The sequence below is a fragment of the Thermoanaerobacter brockii subsp. finnii Ako-1 genome (assembly GCF_000175295.2).
Taxonomy (GTDB): Bacteria; Bacillota; Thermoanaerobacteria; order Thermoanaerobacterales; family Thermoanaerobacteraceae; genus Thermoanaerobacter; species Thermoanaerobacter pseudethanolicus.
The window spans coordinates 655,136-671,659 of record NC_014964.1; the positions used below are offsets into that span (position 1 = coordinate 655,136).

At 32.6% G+C, this 16,524-nt stretch carries 13 protein-coding genes and 1 riboswitch; of the genes, 11 read left to right on the plus strand and 2 right to left on the minus strand.

Annotation, left to right across the window (positions count from 1 at the left end; all coding sequences use genetic code 11):
• The first annotated feature begins 562 nt into the window (after positions 1–562).
• From THEBR_RS03145 to THEBR_RS03165, 5 genes are all read left to right on the plus strand, one after another.
• A complete protein-coding gene (locus THEBR_RS03145) occupies positions 563–1,945 on the plus strand; it encodes an ABC transporter substrate-binding protein (RefSeq protein WP_232195909.1) in 1,383 nt (460 codons plus the stop codon).
• A gap of 82 nt (positions 1,946–2,027) precedes the next feature.
• The gene (locus tag THEBR_RS03150) at positions 2,028–2,930 is read left to right on the plus strand and encodes a carbohydrate ABC transporter permease (protein WP_012269095.1); all 903 of its coding nucleotides are present in this window, start codon (positions 2,028–2,030) and stop codon (positions 2,928–2,930) included.
• A gap of 24 nt (positions 2,931–2,954) precedes the next feature.
• Positions 2,955–3,797, plus strand: coding sequence for a carbohydrate ABC transporter permease (locus THEBR_RS03155; protein WP_012269096.1), 843 nt, complete (start codon positions 2,955–2,957; stop codon positions 3,795–3,797).
• Between the two features lie 131 nt (positions 3,798–3,928).
• On the plus strand, positions 3,929–4,378 hold the full coding sequence (locus THEBR_RS03160; RefSeq protein WP_232195911.1) for a glycosyl hydrolase-related protein: 450 nt from the start codon (positions 3,929–3,931) through the stop codon (positions 4,376–4,378).
• A 143-nt stretch (positions 4,379–4,521) separates the two neighbouring features.
• Positions 4,522–5,412, plus strand: coding sequence for an AraC family transcriptional regulator (locus THEBR_RS03165; protein ID WP_232195938.1), 891 nt, complete (start codon positions 4,522–4,524; stop codon positions 5,410–5,412).
• A gap of 217 nt (positions 5,413–5,629) precedes the next feature.
• Here THEBR_RS03165 and THEBR_RS03170 read toward each other — a convergent pair whose 3' ends face one another.
• Positions 5,630–6,529 (minus strand): acetamidase/formamidase family protein, encoded by a 900-nt coding sequence (locus THEBR_RS03170; RefSeq protein ID WP_003866662.1) that lies wholly within the window; start codon positions 6,527–6,529, stop codon positions 5,630–5,632.
• Positions 6,530–7,102: 573 nt separating this feature from the next.
• Here THEBR_RS03170 and THEBR_RS03175 point away from each other — a divergent pair.
• The 4 genes from THEBR_RS03175 to THEBR_RS03190 all read left to right on the plus strand — a co-directional run bounded on the left by THEBR_RS03175 (position 7,103) and on the right by THEBR_RS03190 (position 12,310).
• Positions 7,103–8,512: a sodium-dependent transporter gene (locus tag THEBR_RS03175; protein WP_012269097.1), complete on the plus strand. Its 1,410-nt coding sequence runs from the start codon at positions 7,103–7,105 to the stop codon at positions 8,510–8,512.
• A 315-nt stretch (positions 8,513–8,827) separates the two neighbouring features.
• Positions 8,828–10,135, plus strand: a complete 1,308-nt coding sequence (locus THEBR_RS03180; protein WP_012269098.1) for an ATP-binding protein — start codon at positions 8,828–8,830, stop codon at positions 10,133–10,135.
• Positions 10,136–10,255: 120 nt separating this feature from the next.
• The gene (gene fsa / locus THEBR_RS03185; RefSeq protein ID WP_009052728.1) at positions 10,256–10,906 is read left to right on the plus strand and encodes a fructose-6-phosphate aldolase; all 651 of its coding nucleotides are present in this window, start codon (positions 10,256–10,258) and stop codon (positions 10,904–10,906) included.
• Between the two features lie 96 nt (positions 10,907–11,002).
• Positions 11,003–12,310 carry an ABC transporter substrate-binding protein gene (locus THEBR_RS03190; RefSeq protein ID WP_009052727.1) on the plus strand — a complete coding sequence of 436 codons (1,308 nt, stop codon included), beginning with the start codon at positions 11,003–11,005 and terminating at the stop codon, positions 12,308–12,310.
• A 23-nt stretch (positions 12,311–12,333) separates the two neighbouring features.
• Here the strand turns inward: THEBR_RS03190 and THEBR_RS03195 are convergent, their stop codons facing one another.
• Positions 12,334–13,995, minus strand: a complete 1,662-nt coding sequence (locus THEBR_RS03195; RefSeq protein WP_009052726.1) for a peptidoglycan D,D-transpeptidase FtsI family protein — start codon at positions 13,993–13,995, stop codon at positions 12,334–12,336.
• A gap of 165 nt (positions 13,996–14,160) precedes the next feature.
• A riboswitch (Fluoride riboswitch) is annotated at positions 14,161–14,220 on the plus strand.
• Positions 14,221–14,272: 52 nt separating this feature from the next.
• Here THEBR_RS03195 and THEBR_RS03200 point away from each other — a divergent pair.
• Both THEBR_RS03200 and THEBR_RS03205 read left to right on the plus strand, forming a co-directional pair.
• Entirely contained in the window at positions 14,273–14,929 is a 657-nt protein-coding gene (locus THEBR_RS03200; RefSeq protein WP_013570791.1) for a DUF6062 family protein, read from the plus strand.
• Between the two features lie 268 nt (positions 14,930–15,197).
• Positions 15,198–16,523 carry an ABC transporter substrate-binding protein gene (locus THEBR_RS03205; protein ID WP_012269100.1) on the plus strand — a complete coding sequence of 442 codons (1,326 nt, stop codon included), beginning with the start codon at positions 15,198–15,200 and terminating at the stop codon, positions 16,521–16,523.
• Position 16,524: the final 1 nt, after the last annotated feature.

Genomic DNA, 16,524 nt, shown 5'->3' on the forward strand with positions numbered 1-16,524 from the left:
AGATTACAGCCATAACATGAAAATGTCCTAAAAACTTAAAATAATGTCCTGGATTAGAATTTTATAAATTTTATGGTTTAGTTATAATAATAAACAGGAATAAAAACATATCTGAGTTTAACTATCTACCCTTTATTTAAACCTTATTTACTATTAAACGGCTGTCAGAAAACTATTCCAAAAAAAGTATTTCCGTTAATTACCATTGATAGTAAACACCGAGAATGTTTTCTTTAAATTTTAAAAAAGAAAATATATACATAAAGTTTTATTATAAGGAATTATAAAAACGTTTTAGTAAATATTAATTGCAAAAAGCGGAAATCCAATTTTAGTTCAGCAGTAATAGAGACGTGTAAGAGGAGAGGGGGATATTGTAAAGGACATGGCTATACATTAAAAAATAGTTAAGATAAAAGTCATCCGCGTTTTTAAGACTTGCTTTCAAAGGAGTCTCCTATTCTTTCATGAAAAAAAGGGAATTCCTTTGAAATAGAGAGTAGAACCATTTAAACAATTTTGTGGTTCTACAATAGCAAATATGAATAAAATAAAAAGGGGGATGAATGTTGTGGGTAAAACAAAAAAGTATCTTTCGTTGATGGTAGTTATTGTTTTTGCACTCACGATAATGTTGGCAGGGTGTGGAGGACAAAAAACTTCCCAGTCATCTGAAGGAGCTCCAGCGCCTCAAACAGAAACTTCACAAAAGAAAGTAGAAGTTGTTTTCTGGCATAATATGAAGGTAGTGACTGATAGACAGTCTATTGAAGAAGCAGTTCAAATGTTTAACAAAGAACATCCGAACATTGAAGTAAAAGCGGTATTAGTTCCAGGTGACGAAACAGATGCAACGAAATTAATGACAGCTGTTGCAGCAGGGGAAGGACCTGACGTTTATTATCTTGATAGATTTACAGTAGCACAAAGAGCTCATGCAGGCATGTTAGAACCCTTAGAAGATTATCTAACACAATTGGGTACAAATATTGATGACTTAAAGAGTAAATTTTTCGATTTTGCAATTGAAGAAGCAACTTATAAAGGAAAACTTTATGCACTTCCGTGGGATACTGATGCAAGGGTTTTATATTATAATAAAAAATTATTTAAAGAAGCAGGATTAGATCCGGAAAGACCACCACAAACTATATCAGAACTCGATGAATATGCTAACAAACTCACGAAAGTGCAAGGGGGAAAAATTTTGCAAATAGGTTTTATTCCTTGGCGTGGTCAAGGATGGCCTTACACTTGGGGTTGGGTATTTGGAGGAAAATTTTATGATCATGAAACCAAAAAATTTACTTTTGCAGATGATCCTAAGATTGTTGCTTCACTAGAATGGCAGAAAACCTATGCTGATAAATATGGAATAAAAAATATTGATTCTTTCTTTGCTGCTTTTGGGGATGGTGGAGGAGCAGAGCCTGTTGATCCATTTATGATGGGAAAAGAAGCTATGAGGATAGATGGTAACTGGTTTTTGAGCACGCTGAGAAAATTTGCAGATCCTAAAGTATGTGAATGGGGAATAGCTCCAATACCATATCCTGGAGGTAGGGAAAAAGATTCAACTTGGGCAGGAGGTTGGAGTTTAGTTATTCCAAAAGGTGCAAAACATCCAAAAGAAGCAGCTGAATTTATTCAATGGATGGCTACAAAGGGTGCTATAAAATATGCCAAAGATACTGCTCATTTTTCTGCAATTAAAGAAGGTACATTGGAGGTTGTAAAAGAAGATCCAGATCAAAAATTGTTTTATGAACTTTTAAATGGCCCCAATGCTCACAGCCGCCCTGTTGTACCAGTAGGAGCACTTGTTTGGGATGAGTTAGTAAGGGCTAGAGATGACGCACTTTATGGTAAAAAAGTACCTCAACAGGCTTTGAAAGAAGCACAAGAGAAAGTTCAAAAAGAACTTGATAAAGCTCTGAGTGAATAAAAAGGATAAATGTTTAACCTCAGCCTTGCTCTTTGTAAAGGGCAAGGCTGAGGGAAGTAAGTAAAAGGAGGCTTAATATTGGATGTTTAAAACAAAAAAATTATCATTAGAGATGAGAAATAACATAACAGGTCTTTTATTTACCCTACCGTGGATAATAGGTTTCTTAATTTTTACTTTTTATCCTATAGTAGCTTCTTTCTATTACAGCTTCACAGAGTATAATGTTGCAACACCCCCAAAATGGGTAGGTTTAGAAAATTATATTAATTTGTTCAAAGATGAATTGTTTTTAGAAGCTTTTTATAATACAGGATATTACGCTGCGGGATTAGTTCCTCTCGGACTTATTGTTGGTTTAATATTAGCACTATTATTAGTACAACCATTGAAAGAAAAATATTTATACAGGGCTTTAATTTATCTGCCGAGTATTGTACCGGTTTATGCTCTTGCTGTTATTTCGTTGGTTTTTTTTAATCCATATTTCGGTCTTGTAAATGGTTTCTTGTCTATTTTCAGAATAAATGGACCTATGTGGTTAAATGATGAGAACTGGGTTAAATTTACTATTGTGCTTCTTTCACAATGGGGAGCAGGAGGAACAGCTTTAATATTTATGGCAGCGATAAATGATATACCAAAAGATTTATATGAAGCTGCTATGCTTGATGGAGCTACTGGTTGGCAAACTTTTTGGAAGATAACATTACCTCTTATGTCACCTGCTATTCTTTATTATTTAATTACTGCTACGATAGGAGCAGTGCAGATTTTTGATTTGCCTCAAATAATGACAGGTGGAGGACCAGCTAACGCTTCTTTGTCTTATGTAATGTATTTGTACCGACATGCGTTTAGGTATTTACATATGGGGATAGCTTCTGCAATGGCATGGATATTATTTATCGTAACAATTATTCTTACCATTTTAATATTTAAAACTTCCGCAAGATGGACTTTTTACGGTGGTAGTGAAAAATAGTTAAAAAGGGGGATTTCAATAGCGATGTTTAAAAATCTGAAAATAAAAAAAATATTTCATACCAATATGACAAGATTATTATTGATATTAGTAACTTTTATATACATGCTTCCACTTCTTTGGATGGTAACAACATCTTTAAAAGCGAATCAAGATCTTTATGCGTCTCCACCAAAGATAATATCTATTCCTCTTGTTTTTGAAAATTACAAAAAAGCCACAGAATATTTTCCTTTTTGGAGATATTTCAAAAATAGTGTAATAATTACTACTGGAGTAATAGTCGGTACTCTTTTCTCTTCTCCGTTAGTTGCTTACAGCTTTTCTAAAATTAATTGGAAAGGGCGAGATATACTTTTTTACATTATGTTATCCACGATAATGCTACCTTTTGCAGTTACTATGATACCTCAATTTTTAATTTTTAAAAAACTTGGATGGATAAATACTTTCTTACCACTCATAATTCCCAGTTTCTTTGGCAATCCCTTGAGTATTTTCCTTGTAAGACAATTTTTTATGACAATACCTGATTCACTTCTAGATGCTGCGAGAATTGATGGGGCATCAGAATTACAAATTTATACAAGAATAATGCTACCTCTTGCTAAACCTGTATTATTTTTGATAACCTTGTTTACTTTTATAGGTGCGTGGAATAACTATTTAGGACCTTTGATATATTTAACCGATGAAAGTAAATATCCTCTTGCGCTAGGGCTTCCTCAGTTTCTAGACAGATATGGTACTTATTGGAATTGGATGATGGCAGCAGCTACTATTTCCGTGGTACCCACTATCATTTTCTTTGCATTTGCTCAAAAATATTTGATAGAAGGTATAAAATTGACAGGTTTGAAAGAATAAAAATTAGGTTCAAAAGTAGAGGTGGGAATTATGTATGTATCATCCAATGAATTAAAATCAAATCTACGTCAATATATATTAGCTTTAGAATTTACTATTATGGGTTTGATTTTTTAGGTGATACTATGCGCATGTCTTTAATAAGAAGTTCTTATTTTCCTGATCCGCTTCCTGAGATAGGAGAACATGAGATTGAGTTTGCAGTATATCCTCATACTGGAAACTGGACAAATGCACGCTCTACGAGATGTGGATATGAATTTAACAACAGATTGGAAGCTTTTTATGATGATCCTCATGAAGGGATATTAGGAGATGTAATGACTACAGTAGAAGTAGAACCGGAAAATATCATTATAGCGGCTATAAAAAGAGCTGAAGATGATGATTCTATAATATTGAGGATGTACGAAACAAATGGAGTAGAGACGGTAGGAAATGTGAAAATATCATTGTTTGCTGAAACAGTGGTAGAGACTGATTTATTGGAACAACCTGTAGGAGATATAGTAAAGATTCAAAATGGTGTTTTTAGTAGCGTATTTAAACCGTATGAAATAAAAACTTTCAAAGTTAAGTGATATAAGTTAGAATAAAAGATAGTTATTAATGAACATATAACGTTAATTAAAAAATTTTTTTAAGTAATTTTAGCTTTGATAAGAATAAGTATGTATTAAGTTTATATGTAGTGCTCCTATTGTGGGGGTGGCATTTTGTGAATATGTATAGAGCTTCTGAAGAATTATCTAAACTGGATATTCAAGTTTCTATTGATGATTTTATAATAAATGTATTATGGTTTAGAGTGATGGTTAGAGAAGGGGAATGGGAAATACCAAGACATACTCATTCTAGTTTTGAATTTCATTTTGTTCCGGAAGGGGATTCACTAGTTATTCTTGATGATGAGCAATTTGTAGTCAAAAAAGGTGAATTTTATGTTACAGCACCGGGAATTTATCATGAGCAACGTTCAATAGGGGAAAAATATATAGAATATAGCATAAATTGTGATTTTAAAAAAACAGAGAAAGAAGTTTTCTCTGAAATAGATATTATTTTTGAAATATTAAGCTCAGCAAAATGTTTTCCAGTCAAAGATCGATATGGAGCAATGAAGTATTTCGAATTAGCTCTACAAGAGGCATATGCACAAAAAATAGGATTTTACAATAATATAAAAAGTTTAATTGTCATGATACTTACTATGGCTGCACGTGCCTTGGTTTTTGATAACAAAATATCTTCTTATTATCCTGTGCCTAAAAAATTAAAAGAAACTGATTATAGGTTTACTTTGATAAAAAAATTTATTGAAGATAATATTTCAGATGTTCGTAAAGTAGAAGATATAGCAAATTATCTTCATCTCAGTCCTAAACAGATAAATAGAATTGTAAAAGAAAAAACAAATAAATCTACAAAAGAGCTAATAAACTTTCTTAAGCTTCAGGAGGCAAAAGAAATGCTAAAAAATACAAATATTTCAATTAAAGAAATAGCTAATAGACTAGGTTTTTCTAGTGAATATTATTTTAATCAATTTTTTAAAAGAGAAGAAGGATATCCTCCGGGACTTTATAGAGATAATATTAAGAAGTATTACTATTAATATTTTATTTTTTTATTGAAAGTGAAAGTATTACTAGAGGAATTCAAAAAATTCATAAAGAGCTGGAATCAGTAGATCCCAGCTCTTTACATAATTTAGAGCAGTAATTAAATTATGTGATAATTTATCCTATTACCTTTGTCCAAAGAAATACTTTTATATAAAATTATATAAATAGAAATATTTATCCATAGCAAATTGTTCTAATAAAAAATCTTCACACCCCTATTCCATAACTTTCCAATACCCAATTTGGCAAACTAAAGCGTGAGGTTTTAAGTGGATCTACTACTTGTGAAATCTGTACATTTCCTGCTATGCTAAAAAGTGTAGCTATCTCTTCTATTGATAATTTAGTAAAGCTTCGGAATAAGTTTGCCATATCATGAACAGCTAACTTTACTGCTTTATCTAAAGATTCATCTGATGCTATTGTTGCTGTTACATCTTTTGTTTTTACCATTGGGTTAGAAAGTTTGAGATTATTTAAAACTCTAAACTCCACTGTAACAGAACCTGCCACTTCTACACCTGATACTCCTACTTCTCCATCTCCCATTGCAGCATGTAAATCTCCCAAAGCAAATAATGCACCTTCTACAAATACTGGCAAGTAAAGTTTTGAGCCTTCACTGATAAGTAGGGTGTCCATGTTTCCGCCATGAGAACCAGGTGTTCCACAGTTTATATTGCCTTCTTTTGGTGAAACGCCTATTACTCCTATCATAGGTTTAATTGAGAGAGAAACTTTTTCATCAAAAATAACTTTTCCATCTTTTATATTAACTACTCTGGAATACAGTCCCTCCATTAAATCTCCCAATACGCCCAAATCCTTACCTGTTGCCACTACACCTTTATTGGCTATTTCAATTTTTTTAATTGTGACTTCCAAAATATCACCTTCTTTTGCACCTTCAACATAAATAGGGCCTGTTGCAGGGTTTACTTTGTTCCAATCCATTTGCTCAAGCTTATCTTCATTTGACTTGATTTGATTTGAAAAGCAATCTAATGTTTCAATCTCTACTTCATCGCCGTCTTTTACGAATAGTACAGGCTTATTATCTTTTGTAAAACTAAATATGTGATTTTCACTTGATATTTTGTAATGCATTTACACGACTCCCCTTTCGTATTTGTGTTGATTTAATTTTCAATTTTGTGATTTGAAATAATCACTCCTTTTTTGGTTATACTGCTTTCAAAAACATTTTATTTTCTAATTGAGAATATTATACTCTCCCAAAAGTCATTTTTGTCACTTTCTCTATTTTCAACTTTTGTGAATTCAATGTTAAGCTCATCTATCTTCATTCCTTTCATTACTTCTGTTATCATCATTATAGCACATAATTATAACAAAAGATAATATGTACTAAAGTTACAGCTTATTGAACCTCATAAGCATAAAAAAGTTGGTTGGTGTAGCTGTTGCTTGTTGAATAATTTTGTATTATAATTTCATATTATAATTTATCAAAGAACAGTTTATTTGGAGGTTTAAAATTTCCTGTTTAAGTTTTTAAACCTTAACTGGAAATTTTATATACAATCATATTATACGAGAGAGATGAGGTGAAAAATGAAAAATAAAAAATAAAAAATAAAAAGGTTATTCCGTTTATAGAATCCTTATTTAAGTGTTGCATTTAATATGCAATTTACATACTTAAGGAGGGAATATTTGATGGAAAAAAGACAAAGAGAAAGTTGGGGTTCTCGGATTGGATTTATCCTGGCAGCTGCAGGTTCAGCAATTGGGCTTGGTAACATCTGGAGATTCCCATACATGGCCGGTTCAAACGGTGGTAGTGCATTTATTTTAATTTATTTTGTATTCGCATTAGTCATCGGTCTCAGTATCATGATCGCAGAATTTGCTATCGGACGTAGAACCGGCTTAGCAGCAGTTGGAGCGTACAAATCTATTAACAAAAATTGGACCTTTGCAGGGGTTCTTGGTATACTTACTGCCTTCTTTATAATGGGATTCTATCCTGTTGTAGGAGGTTGGGCACTTGCCTATGTAGTAAAATCTGTAACAGGCCTACTGTCAAATGCAGGATCAATTGCTGATGCCTTTGGTGGCTTTATCTCTAGCCCAGTGGAGCCTTTGATTTGGATGGGCATATTCTTAGCAATGAATATCTTTATCGTTGCCAGAGGTATTGCAGGGGGAATTGAAAAAGCAAGCAGTATTCTTCTGCCTACATTATTTGTGCTACTTATTCTAATCGCACTTAGAAGTATAACATTACCAGGAGCGGGAGCGGGTATTGAATTCCTATTCAAACCTGATTTTAGTGCTGTTACTGGTCAGACCTTTCTTGCAGCTTTGGGACAGGCATTCTTCTCTCTAAGTTTAGGTATGGGCTGTATGATAACATACGGTAGTTATCTAAGTAAGAGTAAGAACCTTCCAAGCAACGCGTTGATAGTTACATTAATGGATACTATTGTTGCTATTCTTGCAGGTTTGGCAATATTCCCAGCGGTGTTTGCTTATGGAATGGAACCAACAGCTGGACCAGGGTTGGTATTCGTAGTTGTTCCTACAATCTTTGCTGAAATGGGAGCATTGGGAATTCTCTTCTCAGTTATATTCTTCATTGCTCTTACAGTTGCAGCTCTTACTTCATCAATATCATTACTTGAAGTAGTTACAGCTTATCTGATTGACGAAAGAGGAATGGAAAGAAAGAAAGCTGTTTACATCTCCGGAACTATTATGTTAGTTACAGGAATTTTTTCATCCCTATCATTGGGAGTTATGTCAGATGTAAAATTCCTTGGAGTTGGAGCATTTGACTTCTTCGATATCTTAACAGATAAGATATTCCTTGCAATCGGTGGATTGCTACTGGCTATATTTGTTGGCTGGGTCGTTAAGAAGGAGGACCTTGAGGATGAGCTTACAAATGGTGGAACTATTAAGTTTCCACTGTTTAACGTATGGTACAATCTTATTAAGTATGTAATTCCAGTAGCTATATCTATTGTTGCTATTATGGGTATTATCTCTATTGAACAAACAAGCCTGATGATATTTGGTTTGGCAATCATAGGAGTATTAGCAATTTTTTCTAAGAAGCTATAAAGATAGTTTAAATATTATAAATAAAGGGTATTATCTCACGATGAGATAATACCCTTTTAAAATTGCAGGAGGGGAGAAAAGTGATACTTCAAAGTATGAAAAATATAATATAGAAAAATTAAGAAAAACAAGCCTTACAGAAAAGTTACGATTTAAGATATTTCATGGGTTGTTGCTAAAAATTATCCTACAGTATCTTGACACTATCTCACAGGACACAATAAATTTTAGGAAATATTGCTTTTATGATATAATTTAATAAGATAAAGAGATAAAGTAGAAATTTTTTAAACTATGTTATAGGAGATGATGCAGTTGGGAAATAAAGAAAAATTAAAAAATATTTTAAACGGGTTAAATGAAATAGTGATTTATAGAAATATTACAAATCATAGCTTAATAAGAAAATGGATTAAAATTTTACAAGAACTTTTAAAAGAAGAGCCCTCTATTGAGTTTATTTATTCTGAATATAGCAGTTTTTACAAAGGTATTACTGAATATGCTTTTAAAAAGAGGATTCATAAAAATATTTGGCCTACTTTTTTGGCAGAAGAAATCGCTTATGATGAAAACCCCTTTAGCCACATTTCAGAAAAATATGGTTTTAATGCTGTGAGCAATTTAATTATTAAGACTATTGAAAAAGAAATAGGGATTTTAAAGGAATTTTGCTATGTAAACATAGCAGAAACTGTAAATAGTTTATTAAATACGGAATTACCTGACTTTGAAAACTCTGTTAATAATATTTTTTATGAAAAAGTTAACAATACCACTTTCATGTTAGGAAATTTATGGGAACTAAAAGAGGGTAAAATTGCTGAATATCTATCAAATTATTACCATTCAAACGGTTGCGGCATTTTTGGAAAATATAAAGCTTTTCGATGGGTTAAAGAAAATTGGGCTGGAAGATTAAAAGGTATTGAAAGTGTTGACCCTGTAACTTTTGAGGATTTGATAGGATATGAAGAAGAACGGAAAATAGTTATAGAAAACACAGAAGCTTTTTTAAAGGGTTTTCCTGCGAATAATGTGCTTTTATATGGAGATAAAGGTACTGGAAAGTCATCTACTGTTAAGGCTTTGCTCAATGAGTTTTACAAAGAGGGATTGAGACTTATAGAAATTAATAAAAATGATATAAAAGATTTATCATACATACTTGATATAATTAAAGACAGAGGAATGAAATTTATATTGTTTTTTGACGATTTGTCTTTTGATGAAAGTGAGGCGGATTATAAAGAACTTAAGTCAGTATTAGAAGGTGGAGTAGAGGTTTTACCTTCAAATATAGTAATTTATGCAACGTCAAATAGGAGGCATATTGTTACAGAAAATATAGAGGACAATGAACTTCATAATACAGATGCGAGAGAAGAAAAACTTTCTTTAAGCGATAGATTTGGGATAACTATTACCTTTGTTACTCCAAGTCAAGAAGAGTATTTAAAAATTGTTAAGGGTTTAGCTCAAAAGCACAATATAGAAATTGAATGGAATCTCTTAAAGGAAAAAGCATTGCAATGGGCTATTTGGCATAATGGCAGGTCGCCTCGAAGTGCAAAGCAATTTATAGACCATTTAAGATATGAGTTATCTAAGAATACTGTTTGAGTTTTTGAAGGCTTGTTTTGAAGATAAAATAAAAATTGCATAATATAAAGCATGGCTTTTAATTTTTTAAAGTTAGATATATAATAAAGGTAAATAAATTGATAACGGAGGGATGAAATGATGAAATTTTTTCTTGACACTGCAAATGTTGACGAAATAAGAGAAGCTAATGCATTAGGTGTAATATCAGGTGTTACTACAAACCCATCTCTTATTGCTAAAGAAGGAAGAGATTTTATTGAGGTAGTAAAAGAAATTACTCAAATTGTAGATGGTCCTATAAGTGCAGAAGTTATAAGTGATGACAGTGAGGGCATGATTAGAGAGGCAAGAGAGCTTGCAAAGATACATAAAAATATAGTAATAAAAATTCCTATGACGGCTGAAGGGTTGAAAGCAGTAAATGTTCTTTCCAAAGAAGGGATTAAAACAAATGTGACATTAATATTTACAGCAAATCAAGCATTACTCGCAGCTCGTGCAGGTGCGACATATGTAAGTCCTTTTGTAGGAAGGCTTGATGATATAAATACAGATGGCTTGCAGATTATTGAGGATATTGTTACGATATTCAATAATTACGACATAGATACAGAGATAATCACTGCAAGTGTAAGACATCCTATACATGTTTTACAGGCAGCAAAACTAGGGGCACATATAGCGACAGTACCATATAAAGTGCTCATGCAGATGGTAAAACATCCGTTGACAGATGCGGGAATAGAAAGATTCAAAGAGGATTGGAGAAAAGCAGGGCTTAAAATATAAATTGATAAAAAAGCAGGGTAGAATTAGGAAAGCTATCCTGCTTTTTAAGTTATTTAAGAGTAATTTTGAGAATATAGATAGTAAGAGGTGGTTAATGTGAGAAAGCCTTTTACTATTTTCTTATATTTGTTAGTGATATTTTTTCTTATATATTGGCCTTACTATATGAATCTTTATGAAAAAGAACAAATACAAGAAAAAAATCAGGTAGAAGAGGAGTTTAGGGGGATAATAACTTTTTGGGATTTCCCTCATCCTTCAATAGGAGACCCGGGAGGATTTGAATTTATAAAAAAGAAAATAGAATTATTTCAGTACAAATACCCGGGTGTGGTAATAGATTTTGAGCCTCTTTCATACAAAGACGGATATGAAAAACTGATTAACTCTTCTAAAGATGGCTCTTTGCCAGATATTTTACCTGTTGGGGCAGATTTTTATTTTATTTCAAAGGATTATTTAAGTCCTATCAATAAATATGTAGATGAAGAGTTTAAGAAGCAATACAAGGAAGGCGTTATTGATGCTATAAGTTATAAAGGCAATATTTATGGAATGCCTTTAGGAATGTATACTAATGTGCTTTTTTTAAATGTGGATATGTTTGATGAAAAAGAAATTAAACTTCCTGAAAACGGCGAGTGGAATTACGAAGAATTTGTGGATAGTATGATAAAATTGACTTATACTGAAGGTAAAAAGGATAAAAAATACTTTTATGGATTAGGCATTTCTCTTGCACCTGATAATTATAATTTATGGGGGTTTTTACTTTTAGATGGTGCGAGAGCTTTTGACAAAGAAAAGTATTCTTTTTTTGGCCCTCAAGCAGTTTCAGGAGTGCAAAAAGTTTTGGATTTATTTAATAAATATAAGGTGGTCAATCCTGTTTCACTTGAGGGAGAGAGGGAAAAGTTGTGGCAAGACTTTATTACTACTAAAAACACTGCAGTATTAGTAGAAGAAAGTTATAAAATAGCACAGCTTAAAAATTTACAGTCAAAAGGAAAGTTGTTTGAGTTTGATGTAGCGATGTACCCCGAAGGGGAAAGTGGCATACCATTGACATTATCACCTAAAATATATGCCTATGGCATAAAGAAGGAAAAAGATGAAAAAAAGCTTGAGATGGAGTATAAATTTATAAAGTTTCTTACAGAAGACCAACAAAAGGTGATTGAGTTAGGTTATGTACCAGTTAAAAAAGATAAAGTTACTGAAGATGACAAAATGAAAAGAATTGAATTAGCTACTAATTATACAAATATCATCCCACAATTTGACGGATGGAGAAAAATAAACAACACAGTGATAGCAAAAATAAAAGAAGGAATAGGAAATAACAAAAATGCCTTTGATATAACAGAGGAAATAAAAAACAGTGTAAGTCAGTTGGTGCACTAAAAATAACGGGTATTATTATTTTTTTACTTTTTTACTGTGTCATAATACCTAAGAGTATCTCTTAATATTTCTTGTGCTATTGGCGCGGCTACTTCTCCTCCCATATGACCATTTTGTGTTGGATTTTTAACAAGAACTAATACTGCAATTTTTGGGTTTTCAACTGGTGCAAATCCAGCAAATGATGCTACGTATTTCCCTGGAGCATAATTTTCCGTTGTACCTGTTTTTCCACCTACTGTATAGCCAGGTACTTTTGCTGCTTGGCCGGTACCCTCTGTTACTGTTTTTTCAAGTATATGTCTCATTGTATCGGATGTTTTTTTAGAGATAACTTGTCTAACTATTTGAGGCTTATATTCTTTAATTTTTTTATCGCCGTTTTCGATATATTTTACAATATGTGGAACCATGAGGTTTCCACCGTTTATCACGGCTGAAAAAGCTGTAATCATTTGGATTGGAGTTACAGCGATTCCTTGACCAAAAGACATAGTAGCGAGGTCGACAGGATATATCTTTGACTTTGGCAAGATCATTCCACTGGCTTCTCCAGGAAGCTCAATTCCTGTTGGAGTACCAAAACCAAAAGCTTGTATGTATTTATAAAAGGCATCGACACCTAATCGTTCTACTACTTGGACAAAAACTGTATTACTTGATTTTTCAATAGCTTGCGAAAAAGTTATATCTCCCAAAGCTTTCCAACTTCTAATTTTTTTACCAGAGACTATATAATATCCAGGGTCGTAGAATTTTTCGTCTGGTGTAACTACAGCTGATTCTAATGCTGCAGAAGCGGTTATTACTTTAAATACTGAAGCGGGTTCGTAAGTACTTGACACTGCCGGGTTTGACCAGTATTCCTTTGAAGGCACATTTTGCCAATTATTTGGGTCAAAATCGGGCAAATTAGCCATGGCAAGTATTTCACCAGTTTTTGGATTCATAACTATTGCTGTTATGCCATCTTCTGGTTTATATTTTTCATATGCTTTTTTTATAGCTTTTTCTGTATAACTTTGTATTACAGAATCAATTGTGAGGACAATATTATCACCGTTTGTAGGTTCTTTGTAAAACTTTGGAACTCCTACTTTTCTACCTTCTCTATCTACAAGAGAGATTTCACGGCCAGGTACACCACCCAAGTATTTATCTAAAGAGTATTCAAGGCCATACAAACCATTACCATCAATTCCTGCAAAACCTAATACTTGTGATAGCATTTTGTCGTTGGGATAATTTCTCATAAAAGTATCTTCTACATATATGCCTGGTATGTTAAGACTTTTTATTTTATTTATATTTTCAAGAGGAATGGACCTGCCAAGTACAGCCCACTCTGAGTTTTTATTTGAAAGAATTTTATAAAGCGAGTCTTTGTCCATATTTAAGTATTTATAGAGTTCTTCTGAAGCTTTTTCTGGATTTTTTATAAATTTAGGAGCCGCAAATACATCTCCTGCTGGAACATTACAGGCAAGGATATTCCCGTTTACATCATAAATATTGCCCCGTTGAGGCTTTAATATGATATCAGCAGTACTTTGCCTTTCGACTGCCATGGCAAGTTTTTCAGAGTTTATACCCTGTATCCATATAAGCCTTACGATAAGGGCGAAAATCATAATAGTAAAAAAGATAAATATGGTAAATGTTCGTTTTTTTACATATGATGTCAATTTTATTCTAACCCCTTTTTATAAAGATTTTGTTTATCCAATATAATTATACCATAGATATTTTGCAATTTAATTAAATAAAAGTATAGAAATGTTTTTGCTTGGGTGGAGGCTTCACTTGTATTTTTCTTATAAAAAATATATAATTATAAATAAGAGATAAAATTAAATAACGGTGATGAAGCTCACCTTATTGCCGTGAAGGCTAATGGCTTCTACGCGCTTTCGTAGAAGCCATTTTTGTTTATTTGACAAAAAAGAGAGGATGAGAATCTGCATGAAGTTAGAATTTATTCCATTGTATGAGGTTTTTGAAAAATATAAGGGAGGTTGTCCAATATGCAAGGTTATAAAAGACGAAGAAAAAGCCTATTGTGAGCATTTGTTTGAAGATGAGGTTTTAAAAGACCCTGAAATGTATGTCAAAATAAGAGAGACAAATTTCTGCCATTATCATTTGGAATTATTGAATAATTCATATGATAAATTGGGTTTGGCAATTGCATTAAAAGAGAACGTCACTTATAAATTACAGCAAATTACGGAGAAAGGAAAATCTTTAAAGAAAAAAAGGAAAAAAGAAACAAAAAACAAATGCCTTGTTTGTGATTATTTAAGTGAAAGAGATAAATACCAGATGCATATATTGATAGATATTTTACATGCTGATAAAGAATTTGTTGAAAAGCATAGTGAAGGGCTGTCTAAATTGTGTTTTCATCACCTAAATATGTTTATGGAAGCTAAAAAGGATGTTACACCACAAATTGAGAAAATATTTAAAATAAATAAAGCGGCAATTGAAAAGAATATAAATGACCTTGAATGGTTTATAACAAAATTTGATTATAGATTTCATGATGAACCATGGTATGACTCCAAGGATTCGATTGAAAGAGCATTGAAATTATTGAGAGGTGGTTATTATGATTAGGATTTCTTTTGAAATTACTGATAGTTAAATCTGGCTCTAATGTTTTTAAGTTACGATTTGAATTTTCCCAAAAAGAAAAGGTAGAACGATTAGTTGAACAAATTAATAAAATAGCAAGATATTATAATATTAATAAGTTTCAAAAATGTCAACCGTATTATAAACGGTTGACATTTTATCAAAAAATTTATGTCAAACGGTTGACATATAAAAATTAATCAAGTATAATAAAAGTAAGTTAAAAAGATTTCAAAGAAAGGGGATTGTCATGAAAAGAAAAATTTTATCCATTATGTTGACGTTTGCATTGGTTTTTTCGCTCATGGCAGGCTGTGATACAAAAGGCAGCAATAATGGAGAAAGTAATAGTACTGTCACGGCAACAAAGACTGTAAAAATTACTTTGCTAAATTCTAAGGGGGAAATTCAGGCTCAATTAGAAGAGGCAGCTAAAGTTTTTACAAAAGAAAATCCAAATATTACTGTAGAAGTTATTCCTGCAGCGGCTGGTCAGTCACCTTTTGAAAAGGTTACCGCTATGTATGCATCTGGTAATGCACCGACAATGGCGATGCTGGATCCGGGTGATATAGCAAAATTCAAAGATAAATTTTTAGATCTAAGCGGAGAAAAATGGGTTGAGGATGCGATCGATTGGACTTTAAGTGTAGCCAGAGTAGATGGGAAGGTTATAGCATTCCCATTTGCAGTTGAAGGGTATGGGCTCATTTACAACAAAGCTGTATTAGATAAAGCTTATGGTGGAAACTTTGATCCGAGTTCTATAAGGACGAGAGATGCTTTGGAAGAAGCATTTAAAAAAGTAGAAGCAATTGGTGTCAAAGCTTTAGAAATTTCTCCAATGGATTGGTCTTTAGGCGCACACTTTCTGACAATAGCGTATGCTGCTCAATCGAAAGATCCTGCACAAGTAGCTCAATTTTTATCAGACTTAAAAGCTGGAAAAGTTGATTTGGCAAATAACAAAGTGTTTAATGGTTTAATGGATACTTTTGACATGATGAAAAAGTACAACATAGATAAAAATGATCCATTATCTCCGACTTATGATAGAGGACCAGAGCTTATTGGTAAAGGTGAAGTTGGATTTTGGTTTATGGGAAATTGGGCATGGCCACAGATAAAAGAATTTGATACTGCAAATGAACAATACGGCTTTATACCTGTGCCCATAAGCAATAATCCTGGGGATTATGGCAATTCACAGATAGCTGTAGGCCCATCGAAGTTTATAGGAATAGATAAGACACAGAACAATGCTGTTCAACAGGATGCCGCTAAGAAATTTTTGAATTGGTTAGTTTACAGCCAGACAGGACAGGATGCTCTTGTGAACAAAGCCAATGTTATACCTGCTTTTAAAAATATAACATTAGAGCCACAAGATCCTTTGGCTAAATCTATAGGACAATATATGAAGGAAAGTAATACATTAAAATTAGAGTTTAATACTATATTGCCACCAGACCACTGGTCAAAGTTAGGAGCTTCAATGCAAAAGTATTTGGCAGGCAAAATTGACAGAAAAGGCTTGATTGATGAAATAGAAAATTATTGGAAAAATGTTCAATAAT